Origin of the sequence: Haloferax sp. Atlit-6N (assembly GCF_003383195.1) — an archaeon.
Lineage (GTDB): Archaea > Halobacteriota > Halobacteria > Halobacteriales > Haloferacaceae > Haloferax > Haloferax gibbonsii.
The window spans coordinates 152,713-173,687 of the sequence record NZ_QEQJ01000005.1 but is presented as its reverse complement, the minus strand read 5'-3'; the positions used below and the strand labels follow the sequence as shown (position 1 = coordinate 173,687).

At 65.8% G+C, this 20,975-nt stretch carries 21 protein-coding genes; 10 read left to right on the top strand and 11 right to left on the bottom strand.

Annotation, left to right across the window (positions count from 1 at the left end):
- A complete protein-coding gene (locus tag DEQ92_RS16835; protein ID WP_004978110.1) occupies positions 1–612 on the bottom strand; it encodes a hypothetical protein in 612 nt (203 codons plus the stop codon).
- Positions 613–721: 109 nt separating this feature from the next.
- On the opposite strand from DEQ92_RS16835, the gene DEQ92_RS16830 reads away from it, so the two are divergent.
- A complete protein-coding gene (locus DEQ92_RS16830) occupies positions 722–1,294 on the top strand; it encodes a hypothetical protein (RefSeq protein ID WP_042665444.1) in 573 nt (190 codons plus the stop codon).
- 38 nt (positions 1,295–1,332) lie between these two features.
- The gene (locus DEQ92_RS16825; RefSeq protein ID WP_004978105.1) at positions 1,333–1,791 is read left to right on the top strand and encodes a hypothetical protein; all 459 of its coding nucleotides are present in this window, start codon (positions 1,333–1,335) and stop codon (positions 1,789–1,791) included.
- 21 nt (positions 1,792–1,812) lie between these two features.
- On the opposite strand, the gene DEQ92_RS16820 is transcribed toward DEQ92_RS16825, so the two are convergent.
- The 5 genes from DEQ92_RS16820 to DEQ92_RS16800 all read right to left on the bottom strand — a co-directional run bounded on the left by DEQ92_RS16820 (position 1,813) and on the right by DEQ92_RS16800 (position 8,059).
- Complete coding sequence (locus tag DEQ92_RS16820; RefSeq protein WP_004978103.1) at positions 1,813–2,268, bottom strand: high-potential iron-sulfur protein; 456 nt, start codon at positions 2,266–2,268, stop codon at positions 1,813–1,815.
- A gap of 165 nt (positions 2,269–2,433) precedes the next feature.
- Positions 2,434–5,091 (bottom strand): heavy metal translocating P-type ATPase, encoded by a 2,658-nt coding sequence (locus tag DEQ92_RS16815; RefSeq protein ID WP_115821150.1) that lies wholly within the window; start codon positions 5,089–5,091, stop codon positions 2,434–2,436.
- 95 nt (positions 5,092–5,186) lie between these two features.
- Positions 5,187–6,596 carry a hypothetical protein gene (locus DEQ92_RS16810; protein WP_115821149.1) on the bottom strand — a complete coding sequence of 470 codons (1,410 nt, stop codon included), beginning with the start codon at positions 6,594–6,596 and terminating at the stop codon, positions 5,187–5,189.
- Positions 6,593–6,850 carry a hypothetical protein gene (locus DEQ92_RS16805; protein ID WP_004978098.1) on the bottom strand — a complete coding sequence of 86 codons (258 nt, stop codon included), beginning with the start codon at positions 6,848–6,850 and terminating at the stop codon, positions 6,593–6,595. Before DEQ92_RS16805 ends, DEQ92_RS16810 begins: the two co-directional genes overlap by 4 nt.
- A gap of 144 nt (positions 6,851–6,994) precedes the next feature.
- Complete coding sequence (locus DEQ92_RS16800) at positions 6,995–8,059, bottom strand: iron transporter (protein ID WP_115821148.1); 1,065 nt, start codon at positions 8,057–8,059, stop codon at positions 6,995–6,997.
- Positions 8,060–8,257: 198 nt separating this feature from the next.
- On the opposite strand from DEQ92_RS16800, the gene DEQ92_RS16795 reads away from it, so the two are divergent.
- Positions 8,258–9,913, top strand: coding sequence for a PAS domain-containing sensor histidine kinase (locus DEQ92_RS16795; RefSeq protein ID WP_050460361.1), 1,656 nt, complete (start codon positions 8,258–8,260; stop codon positions 9,911–9,913).
- Between the two features lie 76 nt (positions 9,914–9,989).
- Here the strand turns inward: DEQ92_RS16795 and DEQ92_RS16790 are convergent, their stop codons facing one another.
- Complete coding sequence (locus DEQ92_RS16790; RefSeq protein WP_004978093.1) at positions 9,990–10,406, bottom strand: VOC family protein; 417 nt, start codon at positions 10,404–10,406, stop codon at positions 9,990–9,992.
- 356 nt (positions 10,407–10,762) lie between these two features.
- Here DEQ92_RS16790 and DEQ92_RS16785 point away from each other — a divergent pair, with 356 nt between their 5' ends.
- The 6 genes from DEQ92_RS16785 to DEQ92_RS16760 all read left to right on the top strand — a co-directional run bounded on the left by DEQ92_RS16785 (position 10,763) and on the right by DEQ92_RS16760 (position 15,886).
- Entirely contained in the window at positions 10,763–11,131 is a 369-nt protein-coding gene (locus tag DEQ92_RS16785) for a hypothetical protein (protein ID WP_049905315.1), read from the top strand.
- A gap of 426 nt (positions 11,132–11,557) precedes the next feature.
- Positions 11,558–11,995: a type IV pilin gene (locus DEQ92_RS16780; RefSeq protein WP_004978088.1), complete on the top strand. Its 438-nt coding sequence runs from the start codon at positions 11,558–11,560 to the stop codon at positions 11,993–11,995.
- Between the two features lie 237 nt (positions 11,996–12,232).
- Positions 12,233–12,673 carry a type IV pilin gene (locus DEQ92_RS16775; protein WP_115821147.1) on the top strand — a complete coding sequence of 147 codons (441 nt, stop codon included), beginning with the start codon at positions 12,233–12,235 and terminating at the stop codon, positions 12,671–12,673.
- 154 nt (positions 12,674–12,827) lie between these two features.
- Positions 12,828–14,165 carry a M20 family metallopeptidase gene (locus DEQ92_RS16770; protein WP_115805775.1) on the top strand — a complete coding sequence of 446 codons (1,338 nt, stop codon included), beginning with the start codon at positions 12,828–12,830 and terminating at the stop codon, positions 14,163–14,165.
- 16 nt (positions 14,166–14,181) lie between these two features.
- The gene (locus tag DEQ92_RS16765) at positions 14,182–15,297 is read left to right on the top strand and encodes an aminotransferase class V-fold PLP-dependent enzyme (RefSeq protein WP_115805776.1); all 1,116 of its coding nucleotides are present in this window, start codon (positions 14,182–14,184) and stop codon (positions 15,295–15,297) included.
- Positions 15,298–15,409: 112 nt separating this feature from the next.
- Positions 15,410–15,886, top strand: a complete 477-nt coding sequence (locus DEQ92_RS16760) for a YbaK/EbsC family protein (protein WP_004978079.1) — start codon at positions 15,410–15,412, stop codon at positions 15,884–15,886.
- Between the two features lie 218 nt (positions 15,887–16,104).
- Here the strand turns inward: DEQ92_RS16760 and eif1A are convergent, their stop codons facing one another.
- Positions 16,105–16,389, bottom strand: coding sequence for a translation initiation factor eIF-1A (gene eif1A / locus DEQ92_RS16755; RefSeq protein ID WP_013035036.1), 285 nt, complete (start codon positions 16,387–16,389; stop codon positions 16,105–16,107).
- 147 nt (positions 16,390–16,536) lie between these two features.
- Positions 16,537–16,851: a hypothetical protein gene (locus tag DEQ92_RS23255; protein WP_147299501.1), complete on the bottom strand. Its 315-nt coding sequence runs from the start codon at positions 16,849–16,851 to the stop codon at positions 16,537–16,539.
- A 692-nt stretch (positions 16,852–17,543) separates the two neighbouring features.
- Here DEQ92_RS23255 and DEQ92_RS16750 point away from each other — a divergent pair.
- Positions 17,544–18,794, top strand: a complete 1,251-nt coding sequence (locus DEQ92_RS16750) for an orc1/cdc6 family replication initiation protein (protein ID WP_004978076.1) — start codon at positions 17,544–17,546, stop codon at positions 18,792–18,794.
- A gap of 533 nt (positions 18,795–19,327) precedes the next feature.
- Here DEQ92_RS16750 and DEQ92_RS16745 read toward each other — a convergent pair.
- Both DEQ92_RS16745 and DEQ92_RS16740 read right to left on the bottom strand, forming a co-directional pair.
- Positions 19,328–19,924, bottom strand: coding sequence for a hypothetical protein (locus DEQ92_RS16745; RefSeq protein WP_115805777.1), 597 nt, complete (start codon positions 19,922–19,924; stop codon positions 19,328–19,330).
- Positions 19,917–20,741, bottom strand: a complete 825-nt coding sequence (locus DEQ92_RS16740) for a ParA family protein (protein WP_004978071.1) — start codon at positions 20,739–20,741, stop codon at positions 19,917–19,919. The genes DEQ92_RS16745 and DEQ92_RS16740 overlap by 8 nt, the downstream gene beginning before the upstream one ends.
- Positions 20,742–20,975: the final 234 nt, after the last annotated feature.

Sequence of the window (20,975 nt, the reverse complement as noted above, 5' to 3'; positions counted from 1 at the left end):
TCAGGCGTCCTCCGTCTCGGTTCGGAGCGACGGCGGGAGGCGACAACTGCTTCCGCCGCCGTGTCCCCAACTCGACTCGCCCTTCGACGAGTAGGGCAGTCGAACCAGCGAGGCGACGACGTGGCGGTCGTCGACGGAACACTCGACCGAGGCCGGGCGGAGCGGGTGACAGAAGTCGAGGTGGACGGCGCTGTCCGGGGGGTGCGTGACGTACAGCAGTTTCACGCGGTGGCAGGCGTCCGTCCGGTGCTGGGTGATGACGAGCGTCTGCGCGTCGAACTCCGTCTCGTCGATGAACGCGCGGGCCTCGTCGATGCCGTCGGGTTCGGCTGCGACGGCGACGTTCTCGCGCTCCTCGTCGGTGGTGACGAGGAAATCGTCGAGATACGACGACCCCGTGTCCTCGTCTTCCCGGGCGGCGTCCCGGAAGATGCCGGTCTCGGCGTCGTTGCGAACTGTCAGGGCGTCGTAGTCGGTGACGAGCGCGTCCGGGGAGGGACCGCGTGGCTCGTCTAAACTGGAACTGGACCCCTCGCCGGAACACCCGGCGAGCGCGGCGACAAGGGACGCGCCGCCAGCCTGGAGGACCTGTCTGCGGGTCGGCAGGGACATATGTCGATTCCCCAACCGAACGCCGACGGTATGTGTTTTCCGATGTGCCGAGTCGCGCCGGGCGAACCGCGGGACATTTCCCCGACGGCCGCCTCGTCTCGACCGACAGATGCGCGAGGACGAGTTGGCGACGCGGGTGGTCGAGCACTTCCGGGCGGCCTTCGACGACGTGGAGATTCACCTCGAAGAGCCGTACGACCACTACGGGAACCGCGGCGTCGCCGACGTGTACGTCCGGGTTCGGACGCCCGAACCGGTCGACTACCTCATCGAACTCAAGGCCGACGCCGCCGTCCGCCACGCCACCGGCGCGAACGAGATACTCCGCCAGTACCGCCGCATGGAGCGCTACTTCTACAAGGACGACGAGCACGCCATCCGGACGAAACTCGGCCGCGAGGGGCCGGGCGTCCACGCGCTGTTGCTGTTCGCGCCGACGAAACGCTGCGTCGAACACGTCCGGGAACACGCCGCCCTGTACGAGTCGGTCGACCCCGACGCGACCGTCGAGGGCGTCGAGGCGGTCCGAAAGGTGGCCTTCCTGACCAACCTCGACCGCGCACCCGAGGGCGAACTCGGCTTTCTCTCGCTCAACGGGCCGCTCGCGTTCGACTCGGTCCCCTTCCGCGAGGCTGTCCCGTCGGGGTCGCGCCTCGCGGACGCCCTCTGGGGCGACGACTAGCGGACACGCTCATACACCCCCCGTTCGTAGGGGCGGGCATGGGAACGATTCGAGAGTCGGTTCGAATCCCGTTGGGGGACCTCCGTCAGCAGGTCGCTGACACCTTCGGCGTCGCGGCGTCGCTCGTCGAGATACACGGCATCCGGCTCGAAGACGGGGCGCTCGAAGTCGACGCGAGCTACCCCGACGGGGAGGACGTGCCGGTCGTCGAACTGTTCGTCACCGACCCGGCCGGGAACACCGAGTCCTACGTCACCGAGTTGGACGGCGCGAAGAACCTCCTCATCGCCGGCGAGGACGTGCTCGTCGAACTCGTCGACTACGACCCCGAGCGCGGCGAGGTGTTCGTCTCGGTGAAACACCGACAGGACGGCGAGATGGTGACCGTCCTCGGCTGCGGCGAGAAGTGGGTGATTCCGGTCGAGCGCGACGGCGTCGAGGAGTCCATCCGCTGTCGGATTCAGAGCGCCGTCGGGCCGACGGGCGACGACTCCTGACCGCGACCGCGGTTCGGAGCGTTACCCCTCGTATTCGACGTAGGAGACGCAGTACCCCTCGGGAGCGACTTCGCCCGCGACGATGGCGCACGCGCCCACGCCGTCCCCGTTTTTGTCCTCGATGTAGTACCGGCAGGTCGAACACTGCTTGCCGTCTTTCGGCTCGTCTTGGTACGAGACGGCCTCCTGCGACGAGAGGCTGTCGGGGTTGCGCTGGGTGCCGTCGAGGGACGTGGCGGTCGCGTACGCCTCGGGAACGCCCCCGGTCGACCCCGACGACTGCGTCGTGGTCGCGGTCGCCGTCGTCGTCTCGGTCGCGCCGCCACCGCCGCCGGAACAGCCGGCCAATCCGGCCATCGCGGCGGTCCCGGTGAGCCAGATGAACCGTCTCCGTGTGCGGCCGGTGTCGCGGGTATCCCGACTCCGCGTCGGTCGGTCGGTCGCGTCTCGGCGTGGCGTCCGCTCGTCGTCTCCCATGCCAACTTATGACGCGCGGCGTCGGTAAAACCGAGCCAGCCGGTTCCCATGCGGCAAGAATTGCGGACGCGTTGATGGTGTCACGCCACTAAGTAACACGGATGCGCGAATCGGGCCGCGAGAGAGCGAAAGTCTGGAAGTGAGAGGTGACGAGCCCCGTGAACCTCACTCGTCCGGGCGAATCCGGGCGAGCCGCATCGCGTTGCCCGTCACGCCCATGGTCATCCCGGCGTCGCCCGCGAGGACCGCGAGCGCGACCGAAACGTAGCCGAAGGGGACGCCGACCGCGAGGACGGCCTTGATGGCGAGCGACGCCCAGATGTTCTGCCGGATGACGCCGTTCGCGCGGTGGGAGAGTTCGTAGAGGTACGGGAGCTTCGAGAGGTCGTCGGCCATGAGGGCGATGTCGGCCGTTTCGAGGGCGGTGTCGGTGCCGGCCGCGCCCATGGCGACGCCGACGGTGGCCGTGGCGAGCGCCGGGGCGTCGTTGATGCCGTCGCCGACCATGGCGACCGAGCCGTACTCGTCGAGGAGGCCCTCGACGGCCGCGACCTTGTCCTCCGGGAGGAGCCCCGCGCGGAAGTCGTCGACGCCGACCTGCTCGGCGATGGCGCGGGCGGTCCCCTCGTTGTCGCCGGTGAGCATGACGACCGAGAGGCCGGCCTCGCGGAGCTTCGCGACCGTCTCGCGGGCGTCCGGGCGGACCTCGTCGGCGACGGCGACGACGCCTTCGAGGGCGTCTTCGGTCCCGACGAGGACGACCGTCTTGCCCTCCGACTGGAGTCGCGGAATCGTGTCCTCGACGAGGTTGAGACAGCCGTGGCGGTCACAGAGCTGTCGGACCTCCGCCGAAAGCTCCTCGCCGGGGGCGGTGACGTGGACGTGTTCGAGGTCGAATCCGAGCTCCTCGAAGAAGCCGGGCTTGCCGGCGAAGTGCGGGACACCGTCGAGGTCGGCGCGGACGCCCTTGCCGGTGACGCTCTCGAAGTCGTCGACCTCGCGGGCGGCGACGCCCGTGCCCTCGGCGTGGGAGACGATGGCCTCGCCGATGGGGTGTTCGCTCCGGGATTCGAGGCCGCGCGCGCACCGCAGCACGTCCTCTTCGGAGTTCCCGTCGAGCGGGACCACGTCGGTGACGGTGAGTTCGCCCTTCGTGAGCGTGCCCGTCTTGTCCACGGCGATGGCCTCGACCGAGCCCATCGCTTCGAGGTGCGTGCCGCCCTTGATGAGCACGCCGTTTTTCGCGGCCGACGTGATGCCCGAGACGACCGAGACGGGCGTCGAGATGACGAACGCGCAGGGACAGGCGAGCACGAGCATCGTGATGCCGTAGACGAACCACGTCACCCAGTCGAGGCCGAACGCGAGGGGCGGTATCGCCGCGACCGCGACCGCGACGACGACCATGACGGGAGTGTAGTACGACGAGAAGCGCTCGACGAACTGCTCGCGTTCGGTCTTGTTGGCCTGCGCGTCTTCGACCATCGAGACGATGCGCGAGAGGGTGTCGTCGCCCGCGGCGGACTCGACGCGGACTTCGAGGTAGCCCGCCTCGTTGACGGTGCCCGCGAACACCTCGTCGCCCTCGGCCTTGTCGACCGGGACGGACTCGCCGGTGATGGGAGCCTGATTGACCGCGCTGTCGCCCGCGACGACCGTCCCGTCGACGGGAATCTTCTCGCCGGGCTTGACGGCGACCACGTCGCCGATGTCGAGTTCTTCGACGGGAACGACCGTCTCCACGCCGTCTCGGAGGACCGTCGCCTCGTCGGGCGAGAGGTCCATCAGCTCTCGGAGGGAGTCGCGCGTGCGGTCCATCGAGTAGCGTTCGAGCAGTTCGGAGACGCTGAAGAGGAACGCGAGCGTCGCGGCCTCGAAGTAGAGGCTCGTCGGCCCGGAGATGAGACTCGCGGTCACGGCGCTGAGAATCGCCGCCGACATCAGGAAGTCGATGTCGAGACTGCGGTTCTTCGCCGAGTAGTAGCCGTTGCGGAGAATGGCCTGCCCGCCGAGCGCGGCCCCGAGAATGTAGAGCAGTTCGGCGACCGTGAACGAGACGCCGAGGACGCTCGCGACGACGAGTTCCAGCCCGAGCAGGTACTCGGCGGCGATGCCCGCCGCGAGGAAGCCGCCGCTTATCCACGTTTTCACCGCGCGCGTGCTACGCCAGACGCTCTCGCGGTCCCCGCCAGCGTCAGCGTCGGCGTCGGTGTCCGCCCCGTCGGCGTCGGTTCCGGTGACCTCGTAGCCGGCGGCTTCGATGGCCGAGACGACCGAATCGAGGTCCGCGTCGGCCGCGAGCGTGACGACGGCGGTCCCGGTCGTCGGGCGAGTCTCGTACGACAGCACGCCCGGCGCGCCGCGGAGGGCGTTTTCGACCTTTCCGGCGCAGGAGGCGCAGTCCATGTCCGGAACGGTGAACGAGACCTCGCGGGTCGACGGGGCGTCCTCGACGGCGTACCCCGCGCCCTCGATGTTGCCCCGGATGTCGTCGGGCGTGGTCCGGTCGGGGTCGTACTCGACGACGAGTCGGCCGGTCGTCACCCGCGGGTCGATGTCGCCGACGCCGTCGAGTTTCCGGACGCTCGATTCGACCTTGTTCGCACAGGAGGCGCAGTCCATGTCCGGGACGCCGAACTCCGCGCGGGTCGAATCGGCGGGCCCACCGGCGGAGTCGTCGCCCCCGGTCTCGCCGGCCGCGCTCGACTCCGACGCACCCTCGACCCCGCAGGCGTCGTCACACCCGCATCCGTCGCCGTCTGGCGGGGTAGTGGACGCGTCCGCCTCGTCGGGGGCGGGCTCGCGTCCGTCGTGTTCGCTCATACTCGGCAGTAGTCAGGGACAGGTTAATAATTCACCTGTTAGAAATCGGGGTTCTACTGTTGTGATTTCATAACTCAATCGATTTGAGTTAATAATTAGAGGAACGGCGGGCTCGCGGTCGGCAGCGAGATGAGCCACAGGCTGAGAACCGTGTAGAGAATCATCACGGCGACGAAGGGAAACTGGCTTCGGACGGCCTGCAGTCGGCTGGGAAACGTCCGGTAGGCCTGCGAGTGCGCCACCCACACCGCGAGCAGGTGGCCGACGAGGACGAACGCGACGTTCAGCCCGCCGAACCACGCGGGGAGCGTGAGGACGACCGGGTTCGCCGGCGACGACAGCGGCGACGACAACGCCGCCACCAACATCGGCGACAGCGAGACGAAGAAGCCGACGTAGTGCGCGAGGTGATAGCCGGCGGCGATAGCGAGCAGCGAGGGCGCGAATTTGACCGCGAGGTCGAGCGGCGTCTCGAAGGTGTCGATGCGGCGGGCGGTCACCCGCGCCGCGACGACGTAAAGGCCGAGGAAGACCGCGAAGCCGCCGAGGTAGAGCAGTCCGTAGACGAGAAGCGGCGGAAGCCCGACGCCCGCGAGCGCCCGAACGGCCGCCGCGCCCTGCTCGGTCGTGACGAAGCCGCTGAACGTGAGTTCCCAGACGAGAACGACCGCGACGGCCACGTCGCCGAGGTCCGTCAGGTCGTCGTCGGTGACGAGTCGCATCCCCGGGAGGCGGAAAGAGAGTCCGTCGTCGTCGAGGCGAATCGGTGCGACGCGGCCGTAGAAGTGCAGGAAGACGGAGACGGGGTCGACCTTGTCGAACCACGCGTCCGCGCCGACGGCGACCGCGCCGGCGAGCGTGACGACCGAGTAGGCGACGAGCGCGGTCGCGAGAACCGACGGACGGGTCGTGACGTCGGTCGCGGTCTCGACCCAGACGAGCGCGAGAATCCCAGCCACCGCCGGCCAGCGACCGAGTCGCTCGGGATACGAGACGAACCCGTTCGGAACCGCCGAGACGACGGTTCGCCACGGGTTCAGCGCGCGCCACGTGTCTGTCACGAGGTACGAGAACATCGTGTATCCGGCCCGGAGCCCCGCGAAGACGACGATAACGGCGAAGCTGACGGTCGGAACCTGCGGGCCGGTGTAGCCGAGATAGACCACGAGCGCGAGGAGCGCGAGGCCGAGGACGCCACCCGCGACCCGGAGGGCGCGCAGGACGCTGTCTGAGACGCCCGCTTCGGACCCGGTCTGCCACAGGTGGACGCGCTCGATGAACCGGCGGTCGGTGACGAAGCTGGCGAGGAGCGCGGAGGCCCCGACGGTCGCGCCGCCGGTGGCGAGATAGAGCCACTGCGGGACCGCGAGGTTGTCCTCCGACGCGCCCGCGAGGCCGACCGCGGCGTTGCTCGCGGCCGCCGGGTCGGAGAGAAGCGACAGGAGGCTCACCAGTAGGAGACCGAGACCGAATCGTCTGAGGGAGAGGTGTCGGAGTCGGGTCATGATGCGAAGACGATAAACAGCATGAGGAAGCCGAAGTACAGCAGGACGAGGACGCCGAGCGCGCGGATGCGGAACGACTTGAGTTCGTCTTCCTCCTCGTAGTACGCCTCGCGGTACGCCTCGACCTCCTCGGCGTCGAGGTCGTCGGGGTGTCTCGCGCCCCGGTGGAGGACCAGCAGTCGCTCGGTCGGATACGCCTCGCCGCACGCTGTGCAGGTGTGGCGGTCGCGCGTCGCGTCGGTGTCCGTGGTCATCCGATAGTCACTCGAAGTTCGGGGAGGGTGGCTTCTGAACGTTTCTATCGCGGGTGTTCGCGCCGTTGGCACCGAACGGGGGCGGAGTCGGCGGCGGGTCGCGAGTGCGAGGCGCGAGACGCACGACAGCGGCGGGGCGACGCCTCAGACGTCGAACCGCATCGATTCGAACTCCATGAACGCCGTCTCGTAGCCGTCGTGGCGAGCGACCTGCGGCGGCACGTCCACCGAGAGCGTCAGCGCGTCGCCGGATTCGACGCCCTCGACGCCCGCACCGTAGTGGTAACTGAGGTCGGGGTCGAGCGTCCGGTCGAGTCGCGCCCCGTCGAGCACCGCGGTTCGGCCGCGTTCGAGCGTGGCTCTGACGCCCATCATCGGCAGGACGAACTCGTTGTACGGGGTCCGCGCCGAGACGTAGAGGTACGAGCCGTCGACGCCGAACCGGGAACCGTCGTCGACGACGAGGGCGTCGAACAGGGCGTCGGCGCTCGTCCGTCGGCCGAGGTGGCGACCGGGGAGGTCGTCGACGGCGGGCGCTTTCCCGGTCGGGACGCCCATCATCTCCATCGCGGGGACCGCGCCGCGCGACCCGGCCTCGTCGCCGAGCCGACGCAGTTCCACGTCGTAGAGGTCGTCCGTCTCGAAGGCGAACTCGAACGTCGCCGTCTCGGCCGCGTCGAACCGCCCGGCGAACGAGCCGGTTCGGGAAAGCGAGGTGCCGCCGACGTGCACGCGGGCCTCGTAGTCGCCCTCGCCGTCGAGGACGTAGTTCGAGCCGTAGTGCATCCCCATCTGCTGGGAGAGCATCGGGTAGGCGACCTCCTCGCTCACGAGGTCGCCGTCGCGGAGAATTTCGATGGAGACGCCGGCGTCCAGCGGGAGGACGGTCCCCGTCTCGGCGTCCCACAGCGACGCCATGAGGTGAATCGAGTCGTCGGCCTCGACGACGGTCTTCCCGAGTTCCGAACCGGCGGCGGTCCAGAAGCGGTGGGGGTACGAGTAGGTGAGCGCGACGCCGTACGGGCCGGCCGTCGTCTTCCCGTACATCTTCATCCCCTCGGTGATGGCGGGCAGGTAGACCGCGGCCGGACGGTCCTCGACGAGCGGCGGGTCGCGCCACGCCGACTGCCGTTCGAACCCGCCGAGACACCCCGCGGTGGCGGCGATAGCACCGATTCCGAGCGTCTTGATGGCGTCGCGTCGTTTCATGGTGTCTCGATAGCGTCTCGTCGGCTCATGGTGAGAGACCGCCGCGCGTCTCCGCGAAGCGGTCGAGTTACCGCAGCTAGCGGCCCGGTGCCAATGTCGGTTGCGCTTCCGCGTCGGGTTTCGAGGGGTGGTGATTTCGTTATCAACTGCCGGTTTCCCGCACCACGTTTATATCTCCGCTCGCGCTCCGTTCGGACGATGAACGACTCGCCGCTCGACGGTCTCGACGCCCGCACGATGGCGCTGGCGTACCTCGGCTTCGGGACCGCAGGCATCCTCGGCGGCGAGTTGCTCCTGTCGGCCGCGCTGGGTGCGCCCCCGGCCCCGGAGGCCGAGCTTATCAAGGGGTTCTCCTTCGTCGCCGTCTCTACCGCGTTCGTCTGGGCGCTCGCCTCCCGGAAAGACCGGCGAATCGAGCGCCAACAGACGTCGATTCGGTCGTCGCTGGACCAGCTTCGAACCGTGGTCGCCGCCTCCCCGGTTCCGATTATCGCGGTCACGCCCGAGGGGCGCGTAACGAGGTGGAACGACGCCGCCACGGAGGCGTTCGGCTGGAAGCGCGACGAGGTGCTCGGCGAGCCACTCCCCTACAGCGCGGGTGAGAACAGCGAAAACAGCGAGGAGATTATCCGGCGGACTATCGACGAAGACGGCCTCTCGGACGTTTCGGTCGAGCGACGACGGGCGGACGGCGACCTCCGTGAGTTCCGACTTTCGACAGCGGTCGTCCGCGACGCCGACGACGAACCCGCCGAAATCGTCGGCGTGTTCGTCGACGTGACCGAACAACAGCGCCGGGAGCGTCGCCTCCGCGAGTTCGAACTGGCCGTCGAACAGGCGGGGCACGCAATTTACCTCACTACGCCGGAGGGTGAAATCACGTACGTCAATCCGGCGTTCGAAGAGATTACCGGCTACGACGCCGCGGAGGCGGTCGGTGAGTCAGCCGCGCTGCTCAGTTCCGGCGAGATGCCGGAGGCGTACTACGAGCGACTGTGGCGGGCCGTCCAGTCCGGCGAGACGTGGCAGGAGCGAATCATCGACCGGCGGAAGGGCGGCGAGCTCTACACCGCGATACAGACTATCGCACCCATCGCGAGCGACGGCGACATCCACGGCTACGTCGCCATCCAGTCGGACATCACCGAGTCGGAGCTGACCAGACAGCGTCTCGGCGTCCTCAACCGGATGTTCAGGCACAACCTCCGAAACCGGATGAACGTCATCGAGGGCTACGCGGAGATGATTCGCCAGGACGCGACCGGCGCGGCCGGCGTCGCCGACGAGGACCTCACCGACGCCGCCGAGACCATCGTCGAAGCGGCGAGCGAACTCGTGGCGCTCTCAGAGAAGGCCCAGACCGTCTCGGACGCCCTCGAATCCGAGGCGACCCCGCGGCGCGTCTCGGCGCTCGTCGAGTCCGCCGTGTCGCGAGCCGAATCGACGTATCCCGAGGCGACGATACGAACGGACATCGAGACGGGGGTCTTCGCACGGGTCGACAGCCGCGTCGGCGCGGCGCTCGACGAGTTGATCGCGAACGCGCTCAAACACGGCGGCGAGACGGTCCACGTCGACGTGTACCGAACGGAAGACGACGACTCGAAGCTCGTCGTCCGGGTCGCCGACGACGGGCCCGGCATCCCCGACGAGGAGTGGCGAGTCATCAAGCGCGGCGAGGAGACGCCGCTCGAACACGGGACCGGGATGGGGCTGTGGCTGGTCCACTGGGTCGTCAAGAAGGCGGGCGGAAGCATGGAGTTGGAACCGTCTCCCCTCGGGGGGACGGCCGTGACGCTGAAACTCCCGGTCGGAGCGGAGCGACCGCGAACGTGGTTCCCGAGCGGGGAGTGACCGCGCACCCGTGATTGTTCACACACCACAAGTCCGACCAGCCGAGAGGTGACGCCCGTCGAGTCGAGCGTCCGATTCAGGCCTCGAGGAGTTCGACGAGGTTCCCCTCCGGGTCGCGGACGAACGCGATTCGCGTACCGCTTTCGGTCGTCTGCGGCTCGCTGAGCGTCTCGGTATCGCGCGGGAGTTCCGCCACCGCGGCGTCGACGTCGTCGACAGAGAGTCCGAGGTGGGTCGCGCCGGGGCGGTTGAGCGTCGGTTCGTCGGTGTCGGCTCCGACCGGGTCGTACTCGACAAGTTCGATGCGTACGTCGCCGCCGTCGAGGTGGGCGAACCGCGCCGAGGCGCCGTCGACGGAGACGGCGGTGGCGAACTCGTCGCCCGCGACTTCGAAACGGGAGACGACCGGAAGGTCGAGCGCATCGCGATAGAATTCGAGCGTCGAATCGAGGTCGCGAACGGTGATACCGACGTGGTGCGCGTTGGTGTTCACGGTTCGTCTGCGCGCGCAGAGCGTCAAAGGTGCTTCGCTCGAAACGCGGGTCGGCAGACGGCGGCCGACCGATTCCGACCCGCGTTCGCCGCGCCTCCGTCCCGGTTCGTTGGATATGCCTCCACCTTGGTTCGCTGGGTGCGCTCCCTCTCGGTTCGTTGGATGAGCCTCCCTCTCGGTTCGTTGGATATGCCTCCACCTTGGTTCGCTGGGTTAGTGCTTCTCGTGCGCGCCCGCGAGGCGCGACGCGGGTCGGGGCCCCGTCGCCCAGCAGAGACCGTGTCGCATATACCCGCTGGGCCGCCCAGATAGGGTACGATGGAACCGACAGGCACGCGATGCGAGGTGGTGCGGCCGTGAGCGAACCGTTCGTCGAATCGCTCCCCGGACGGGCCGTCCCCAAGTCGTTCGTCGCCGAACTCGAGACGAAAGAGGCGATTCAGCAGGCCGTCGCCGTCCGCGGCTACAACCTCGAACGCGACGGCGAGACGATTCAGCACGCCTACCAACTGGTCGTGAACGTCCGCGGAAAGTACATCCTCGGGCTTCACCTCACGAACGGGACGTGGCGCGTCGTCTTCGACACTCGCGACCACCCGAAACTCGCACAGGAGGGCCCGCGCGCGGCTTACGAGGCCGTCCACGACGCGCTCTACGAGCGCGCGCCTTCCGACGCTGAGATAGACTTCGAGTCGACGCCGCGATTCTGGAACGCCCCGCAGTAGGTCGTTCAGCGACGTTTTTCTGCGTTTTCAGCGTTCTCACGACCGTCAGCGGCGCGTGCGAACGCGCGCGCGCGCCGCAGCGACGACCCGGCCGAACCCACACCACCGTGTCCGCAGAAATTCGAGTGCGACACGGTTGGGACGGACGCGCCGTGCGGGTCGCGGAGCGAATCCGAGGGGTAGAGCGTCAGCGCGGCGGTTTACCACCGAAGATACCCGCCGGTGGTATGCAGGTGGGATTGAACGGCTTAAATCCCGAATTCGGACGTTAGGAGCGCCCTAACCCCCCGAATAGACCGGTAAGTCGCTGCGAAATTAAATATATCCGGAACATACGAAAGGCCAACAGGAGCCGGAACATGTGGCCGCTCGAGGTCCCGTGCAGGTGGGCACGAGGTGGGTCTGAGGCCGGTCCTGGGTAGAACAATGGATATCAAGAAATTCCTTAGCGAATCACGCGCAGTCTCGCCGGTCATCGGCGTCATCCTCATGGTCGCGATTACAGTCATCCTCGCGGCCGTCATCGGGACGTTCGTCCTCGGTCTCGGCGACCAGGTCGGCGACACCGCCCCGCAGGCGAGCTTCAGCTTCGAATACGATGACTCTGCAGACGAACTGACCATCACGCACGAAAGCGGTGACGCAATCAGCTTCGATGACCTGAGCGTGTCCGAAACTTCAGCTGCTGGCGTGAGCGATGAAACACTCGGCGATGCCAACAGTGACGGTAACATGAACGCTGGAGACACTATCGTCATCGAGTTCGACGCTGATCTCAGTGGCGGCGACGAAGTGCGCCTCGTCTGGACCTCCGAATCGGGCTCCAACTCTGCGACCCTGCAGAAGTACACCTACAACGCCTGAACGGTCCGCAGCGTCACAGCCAACGAACCTCAATTTTTTCGGATGTTACCCCGAGAGCGACGGTGCGCTCCGGTTCTGGTACGGAACACGCATGATACGTGAAACGTCTTCTCAGTACTAGTTTATATCCTCGGAGAACGTCAGACTATCTGTTAGGTTAGCAGGCAAGCGTTCGAGGACCGATTCGAATTTTTCTCAACGGTCGCCTCTCGTCCGGCACACCTAGGAGAAACAACTATGCAAATCAAGAGAATCTTCACAGAGTCCCGCGCAGTCTCGCCGGTCATCGGCGTCATCCTCATGGTCGCGATTACCGTCATCCTCGCGGCCGTCATCGGTACCTTCGTCCTCGGTCTCGGCGACCAAGTCGGCGACACCGCCCCACAGGCGAGTTTCGCGTTCGACTATGACGGAACGGAACTGACCATCACTCACGAGAGTGGGTCACAGATTGACGGCGATTTAGTCACTATCGCTGGAGATGTTAACGTCACCGCTACTGGTGACGCAAACAAGTGGTCTACCCTCGGGTCTGACACCATCGCGGCGGGTCAGTCCGTAGTTGTCCAGGACTCTGGTGAGGACGGCTTTGCCAGCGGTGATGTCGTCCGCGTCGTCTGGACCTCGGAATCCGGCTCCAACTCCGCGACCCTCCAGAAGTGGACCTACAACGCCTGATGGTCGGATTGGCAACGAGCCCCACCTCCTCTGATTCGGAATAACGATTTCTTTCGGAACCATCCCACGGAGAGACATCCACCTCGCATCTATAGTATTGTACTTTTAGCACAAACTTATCCGTCCGCGGAGCGTACGCTCGGACAGAGACCCCATGCCCAGCGACCCGCCCGCCGTCGTCTACCTCCGCGAGCACCGCGAGGATATCGTCGACCTCGCGGCGGCGCTCGTCGGCCACGACACGCAGAACCCGCCGGGAGACACGCGGGAGCTCGCGTCGTGGGTCGAATCGTTCTTTTCCGAACTCGGTATCGATACCGAGCGCGTCGCCTCGAACCCGACGAAGCCGAACATCGTGGCGACGCTCCCGGGTGCGACAGACCGGACGCTCGTCCTGTTGGGGCACCTCGATACGGTCCCGTTCGAGCCCGGCGAGTGGACGCGCGACCCGCTCGGCGAGCGGGAGGGAAACCGGCTCTACGGGCGCGGCGCGACCGACATGAAGGGGGAAATCGCCGCGATGCTCGCGGTGGCGAAGGCGTACGTCGAAACCGGGACGGTGCCGGCGACGAACCTCGTGTTCGCGTTCGTCAGCGACGAGGAAGTCGCCGGCGAGGCGGGGTTGCCGACGCTTCTCGACCGGCGCGGGCTCTCGGCCGACGCCTGCGTCATCGGCGAGACGACCTGCGAGGGCGACCGACACTCGGTGACCGTCGCCGACCGCGGGAGCATCTGGCTGGAGCTCGAAGCGACGGGGACCGCCGCCCACGGCTCCCGGCCGGTGCTGGGCGAAAACGCGATTCACCGCCTCTACCGCGCAGTAAGCGACATCGAATCCGCACTCGGTGACAGGCGGTTCGAGTTCGACCCCGCGGTCCGGGCGCTCGTCGAGGAGTCCGCGGAGTACTACGCGCCGCGGTTCGGCGCGGACGCGGCGCGAGAGCTGTTCGAGCGGCCGTCGGTCAATCTGGGCGTCCTGTCGGGCGGCGACCGAGTGAACGTCGTTCCCGCCGCGGCGCGGGCGAAACTCGATATTCGCGTGACCGCTGGCGTCGACACGGAAACGATACTCGACGGTGTTCGGGAGGTGGTCGCCGGTCACGAAGGGGTCGAGATTGTCGACGCGGACTGGTCGGTCGGGACGTTCGAGGACCCCGACGGCCCGCTGGCGAACGCCGTGGGCTCGGTCGCCGAGGGCGTCACCGGCGGGCGCGTGTACCGCCGGAGCGCGACCGGCGGCGGCGACGCGAAACGGATGCGGAACGCGGGCGTCCCGACCGTCGAGTTCGGTCTGGGGACCGAGACGGCTCACGCGGCTGACGAGTTCACCACGGCCGGGGCGCTCGCCGGCAACGCCGAGGTGTACGCCCGACTCCCCGACGAGCTGTTGCGGCAATTCGATAGTGGTACCAGAACGTTTGATTCGACGGACGTGTCACCAGCAGGCACGACTCCTTCGCGACGCGGACGGCGAGAGAACAACTCACGATGACACCCGATAACGAACTATGACACCAGACGAACTCCGAACGACGATTCCGGCCCTCGACGACGTCACGTATCTCAACACCGGCGCGCACGGCCCGAGCCCGCGCCCCATCGTGGAGCGGGCGACCGAGTTCCTCGAATACCACGAGTACGACTCGCCGGGCGACGACGGCCCCTATCCGACTGCGTTCGACGCCTACGAGGCCGTCCGCGAGGACGTGGCCGCGTTTATCGGTGCCGAGACCGAGGAGGTGGCGCTGACCCAGAGCACTACCGACGGTATCAACCGAATCGCCACCGCACTCGACTGGGAACCGGGCGACGTGGTCGTCCGGACCGACCTCGAACACCCGGCGGGCATCCTCCCGTGGCGGCGGCTCGAACGCGAGGGCGTCGAGGTCCGCGTCGTCGAGAGCGACGCGGGGCGGCTCGATATGGACCAGTACGCCGAGGCCGTCGCCGACGCCAAACTCGTCTGCTTCAGCGCCCTGACGTGGAACTACGGGACGCGGCTCCCCGTGCGCGAACTCGCCGATATCGCCCGCGACGCCGGCGCGCTGTCGGTCGTCGACGCGGTCCAGTCGTTCGGCCAGTATCCCGTCGACGTGGAAGACTGGGGAGCAGATATCGTCGCCGGCGCGGGCCACAAGTGGCTGCTCGGGCCGTGGGGCGCGGGGTTCCTCTACGTCCGGCGCGAAATCGCGGAGGAAATCGAGCCACACGCCGTCGGCTACCGCGGCGTCACGGAGCCGAACGCCGACGGGCTCGACTTCGCGCCGGGAGCCAAGCGCTTCGAGGTCGGAACGACCAATCCCGCCCCGCACGTCGCGCTCCGAGAGGCTATCGACATCGCCGAGCGCGTCGGTCTCGACCGGACCGAAGCGCACATTCGCAATCTCGCGAGCCGGTTCATCGAGACCGTCCCAGAGGGGCGGCTGTTGAGCCCCCACGACCCGGAATCGGGACTCGTCTCGTTCGAGGTCTCCGACCCGGAGGAGACGGTCGAGCGTCTCAAGTCGGCGGGCGTGGTCGTCCGGACGCTCCCCGAGCCGAAAGCGGTCCGCGCGTCGTTCCACAACTTCAACGACGAGTCGGACGTGGCGGCGCTTCGCGACGGACTCGACGGGGAGTGGTAGCTCCGTAGCTCGCGGGGGTGTCGAGAACGCGATTCGCGTGCGGTCGTTGACTCCCTCGCAGAATCTGCCTGGTCAGCGAACGTTCATATCCGGCGAGGGGGTACCCCTGAGTATGCATCCCACGGCACGCAACTTCGCCGACCAAGTACGCGATTCTCACGGGTTCGAAGTGACTATCGAGGAGTTTCCGGAGGGAACCAAGACGGCCGACGACGCGGCCGCGGCCGTCGGCTGCGACGTCGCCCAAATCGTCAAGAGCATCGTGATGCGCGTCGGCGACGAGACGGTTGTCGTCCTCACGAGCGGCGCGAACCGCGTCGACGAAGCCACGCTCGCCTCCGAGTTCGACGTCGAACGAGGCTCGGTTCGAAGCGCCAACCCCGGCGAGGTGAAGGAGGCGACCGGCTGGAGCATCGGCGGCGTGCCGCCGACCTGCCACGCGACCGACTGTCCCGTCCTCGCGGACCCGACGTTCGAGTCGTTCGACCGGATTTGGGCCGCCGCGGGAACGCCCGAGGCGGTGTTCCGACTCACGCCGGAGGACCTGCAGACACTGTCGGCGCCGCGATTCGTCGACGTGTTCGAGTGAGACGGGGGCGAAACGAGCGGACCTCCGGGAGGCGGTTCGCGCTCGCGCCCTCGTTCTATTTTGCCGGGCGCGACGAGAGCAACACCACTATGTCCGCTGTTCTGTTCTGTTCCGTTCCGTCGGTACTAATCGGGAATCGCTGGAGAGAAAACACGGGGCTATCGGGGAGCCACGGCTGGTTCGTCAGGCGAGATAAACTCTCCTTTCGGAGAAAATGATTACTGGATGTGGCCTTCGCGCCGGAGCTGGTCCGCGTCCTCGCCGGTGTATCGCCATTCGATGTTGGCTTTCTCGTCCTGCCAGTCCCACGGTTCGACGAGCACGACGTCGCCCTCGTTGATCCACGTGCGGTACTTCATGCGGCCGGGGATGCGGCCCATGCGGTTCTTTCCGTCTTCACAGCGGATTCGGACGTGATTGCCACCGTTGTGCTCTGTGACGACTGCGAACAGCTCGTTGTCGTTGGGCATTCGAAGGTTTCGACGCCCTTGATTTTCACTCACATTCTTGCTCGGGGACGGAGACGGATAACTTATCGGATACTCGTGATACCAAATGTCATGACGTTGAAATCGCGGTGGCGACGGGTTCGAACACCACGTTGTCCGCTGTTTTTGACAGACTGACCACGAGTAGGGAGTGGTTCGCGGTCACACACGACATAGTTTCGCCCGAGGCTTCATCTTGGGATACCGGTCGCAGTCGGTCATCACCGAGTCGTCGCTGAAGCGGTCGGACGCGTCGCGAGGGTTCGAGGATTCCCCGGGAACACCACTATGTCCGCAGTTGTTCGTCGTCTCAGCCCCTGCAAAGACGCTTTCTTCGAGTCGTGAGGTTCCTCCGAGCCACGGAGGACAGATATCGTCGGGGGACGAGGCGTTGGGAGACGAGGTGTCGGGAGACTGAGTCACCGCCACAGTATCACTGCTATCACCGCCGCGGTTGCCCACGTCCTTCTCGGTCACGTGTCCTCTCTCAGAGCGTTCATAGTCAAGCGGAGCGGGAAACGAGAGTCGAAAGTCGAGAGTACGGGTGTTCGGGTGAGCAGGCGAGCGAAGCAGTCGGGTCGGCCCGGTCGTGTGAGAACCGACGACGCGTGTGGTAATCGCTTCAGTACGCGTTCCGTGGGTATGACCTGGGAGTGGTTGATCGGAATTGGATTGACGTTCGATGGTTAGTGGTTGACACGGACACCACTTTGTCCGCTGTTCTTGGGGCGTGTGAACGGTAGGGACGAGGCGGTGCGAAACGGGGAACACTCACACCACTTTGTCCGCTGTTCTCGGTGTGAGACGGAACCCCCCGTCACCGTGAACCGGTCCTTTACTGTCGGTTCCGTGCCGACCGATTTAGTTTAGTGGTTTAGAAGGGAGAATAAAATAGGTGTCCTCGTACAGCATTCATCTAGTACTCATACAGCACTCATTCAACTATTATAATTGACTGTATTACGGACTTAGTTTAAACTATTGTATATTAAATCTTTCTCTATATCAGAACACGCGGCTCCGTCCAGTTGTTCCACCGGTTACCTTCGTTTCCCAGAACAGCGGACAAAGTGGAGGGGGTGTGTCCCCGCCCGAGTATATAAAACACGAGAACAGCGGACACTCCGGACGCGGTGGTTTTATCAACGAAGTGGTCGAACCGTGGTAGTATGCCCCTATTCGAGCGGGACACCGAGATTTATCGGGACCGGGACGCCCTCCGCGAGGATTACCAACCCGAGGAACTCGTGGGGCGCGACGAGGAACTCCGTACCTTTCAGGCTGCGCTGCAACCGGTTATCAACGGCGAACAGCCCAACAATATCTTCCTCTACGGGAAGACCGGCGTCGGCAAGACCGCCGCGTCGCGGTACTTACTCGGGCACCTCCGCGAGGACGCGAGCCACTACGACGACATCGACCTCAGGGTCGTCTTCCTGAACTGCGACGGACTCACGAGTTCGTATCAGATCGCGACCCGACTCGTCAACGAGTTCCGGTCGGAGTCGAACCAGATTAGCACGACGGGCTACCCGCTCGGGTCCGTCTACGAGATGCTCTGGCAGGAGCTCGACGACTGCGGTGGGACGATAATCATCGTTCTCGACGAGATCGACCACGTCAACGACGACAGCATCCTCTATCAACTCCCGCGAGCGCGGGCCAACGGGAACCTCGACGCGGCCAAAGTCGGGCTCATCGGCATCTCCAACGACTTCTCGTTCCGCGACGACCTCTCGCCGAAGGTCAAAAGCTCCCTGTGCGAACAGGAGATTCACTTCCCCGCGTACAACGCGAAGAACCTCCGCGCCATCCTCGAACAGCGCGCCAAGGTTGCGTTCCGCGAGGGCGTCCTCGCCGACGAGGTGATTCCGCTCTGTGCCGCCTACGGCGCGAAAGACGCCGGCGACGCCCGCCAGTCGATCGACCTGTTGATGAAAGCCGGCGACTTAGCCCGCGACGACGACACCGACCGCATCGAGGAAGAGCACGTGAAACGCGGTCGGCGCGCCCTCGAGCGCGGCCGCATCAAAGAGGGAATCAACGGACTGACCGAACACGGTCACCTCGTCCTCTACTCGCTTCTGACGCTCGAACTTGAAGACGAGACGCCGATTCGCTCCCGGGACGTCCGCCCCCGCTACACCCGCTTTACCGAACTCGCCAACCGCGACCCGCTCGTCCCGCGACGGATGCGCGACCACCTCAGCGAGCTCGCGATGCTCGGAATCGTCTCCGTCACCGAGCGAAACGAGGGCCGACGCGGCGGGACGTACCGCGAGTACGCCCTCGATATGGACGTCGGGCTCATCGTCTCGGCCATGCGCGACACCATCGAACTCGTGGGCGTCCACGAGACGGTCGAACCCTTCCTCGACGGCGAGAAGACGAGCACGCTCGACGATTTCATCCAGCAGTAGGTGACCCGACTGAAATTACTGCGGACATGATGGTGTTAGTCTCGAACCAACCCCCGTCAAAACGGCTCTCTGCCGTGTTTTGGAGGCGGTTGTGACTTCGACTCGTTCCTCAAAAGCATGCGTTCGTTCGGATTCGCCGGCCGATTTCGTTACCGGTTTCCGGCCGTTCGGAACACCACGATGTCCGCAGTAAATCGGCTATTTTCGCCGCTTGTTCGAACAGCGGACAGTGTGGTGTTCCCAACTTACGCGACCGGCTATTCACCAGGTAGCGGCCATCTCCGTGGCTCGCCAGCGGTACAACAGCGGACATACCGGTGTTCGGTGTCGCGTCTTTCCACGTTCGAACGCGACGTTCACTCCGCGTCTGCGACAACAGCGGACGCCGCGGTGCTCAGCCGTCGTTTTCTCCGCTCCGCTGTCGATTGTCACCGTGCGTTTCGATAACCGGGCCGCGGACTGTCGGTCTCGAACACCACACTGTCCGCTGTTCTCCGGACGTTCGAGCCGGTTTTGTTCGACTCTTCGGCTTCTCACTCCTCGCGAGTTTCGAGGACGGCGTCGGCGATTTCCTCGGGGTACTCGGCGGCGACGCGGACGAGCGCGTCGTGGAACTCGCGGCCGGTCAGGTCGCGCACGTCGTATTCTCGGCGGAGGTGCGATTCGACTTCGAACTCGGCGTCGTCCAGTCGGTCGAGCGTCGCGGTCCGGACGTAGATGCTCTTCGCGGTCGTCGCCTCGAACTCGAACGCCGGACCGCCCGCTGCCTCCGTCGCCTGCTCCGTCTCGCCGGCGCTTTCCGCACCGTCTTCCTCCGCGGTCGACTCGGCCGGCTCTCCGGGCTCGTCGCGTTCGCTGCTCTCGGGGCCCTCGCTGCTTTCGCCCGCGTCGTCGCTCTCGCTCGCTTCGCCTGACTCCGACTCCGAGGCGGTTTCGGGGTTCGAGTCGGGCGCAGCGTCGCCCTCGGATTCGGCTTCGACCGCTGGTTCGGGGGCTGACTTCTCGGACCCGTCGGAAGCTTCTTCGTCGGGGGTCTGCTCGTCGTCGAGTTCCGTCTCTGGTTCCGATTCGGATTCGGATTCGGATTCCATCGCCTCGCCGAGGCCGGCGAACCGGTTTTCCTTAGGCATCGTCGGTCCCTCCGCGCTCGACGATTTCCGCGAGTTGGTCGAGTCGGTCGAGCATGTCGTTCGACGGGTCGTACTCCCGGAGGGTTTTCCCGTCGCGCCAGGCGCGACTGAACGCGATTCGGTGTCTGATTCCCGGCCCCTTGGAGTCGGGGTCGTCGAACAGCTCCGAGCGGGCGAACGGGGGGATAAACTGCTCGAAGGGGGAATCTTCGAGGTCGCGGATGATGCGCTTTTCCTCGTTGTTTCCGGTGAGGTCGTTGGGGACGATAGCGAGAATGTCGAGGTCGACCTCGCGGCGAATCGGCCCGATCTGTTGTTCGAACATCCGCTCGAAGCCGCTCACGCTCGGCTCGCTCATGAGGAGCGGAACGACGACGTTCCCGGTTCCGATGAGCGCCGCGTCGGACAGCGGGCCGAGGCTCGGCGGCGAGTCGATGACGATGTAGTCGTAGTCGTCGTCCAACAGCGGGTCGACGATTCGGCGGCGGACCCAGAGCACGCCGAACGTCGAGTTCCGGACTCGGTCTTCGATGTCGTCGAGGTCGACGTGGGCGGGAAGCACGTCGAAGCCCTCGCGGCCGCGTATCACTTCGCGCACGTCCACGGGCTCGTCGTCGGTCAGCACGTCGCCGACGTTCGGCTCCGACGACTCGTAGGCGTCTTTCATCCCGACGCCCTCGGTCGCGTTCCCCTGCTGGTCGAGGTCGACTAAGAGCACGTCGTTCCCCCGCGCGGCGAGCGCGTCGGCGAGGTTGATGGCAATCGTCGTCTTTCCGACGCCGCCTTTCTGGAGGGAGACGCTCACGGCTCGCGACATCTATCGGGCCTCCTGCGGAGCGCGATGTTCACAAATTGTACACAGTCTACGCTGTGTCTGCTGTTTGAGCGGTGCAAACTCCGTTTGAACTGTGGACTGTGCGGACATTTGAGGGACTTGACCGGACCTTCCGCGGCGTACCACATAATTTTATCCACGACTTTTGAACCGTTGGGACTGCTTCTACATTCTATAATTTCCACAATGTCTACAAATTTTAAAAATTGTGAACTG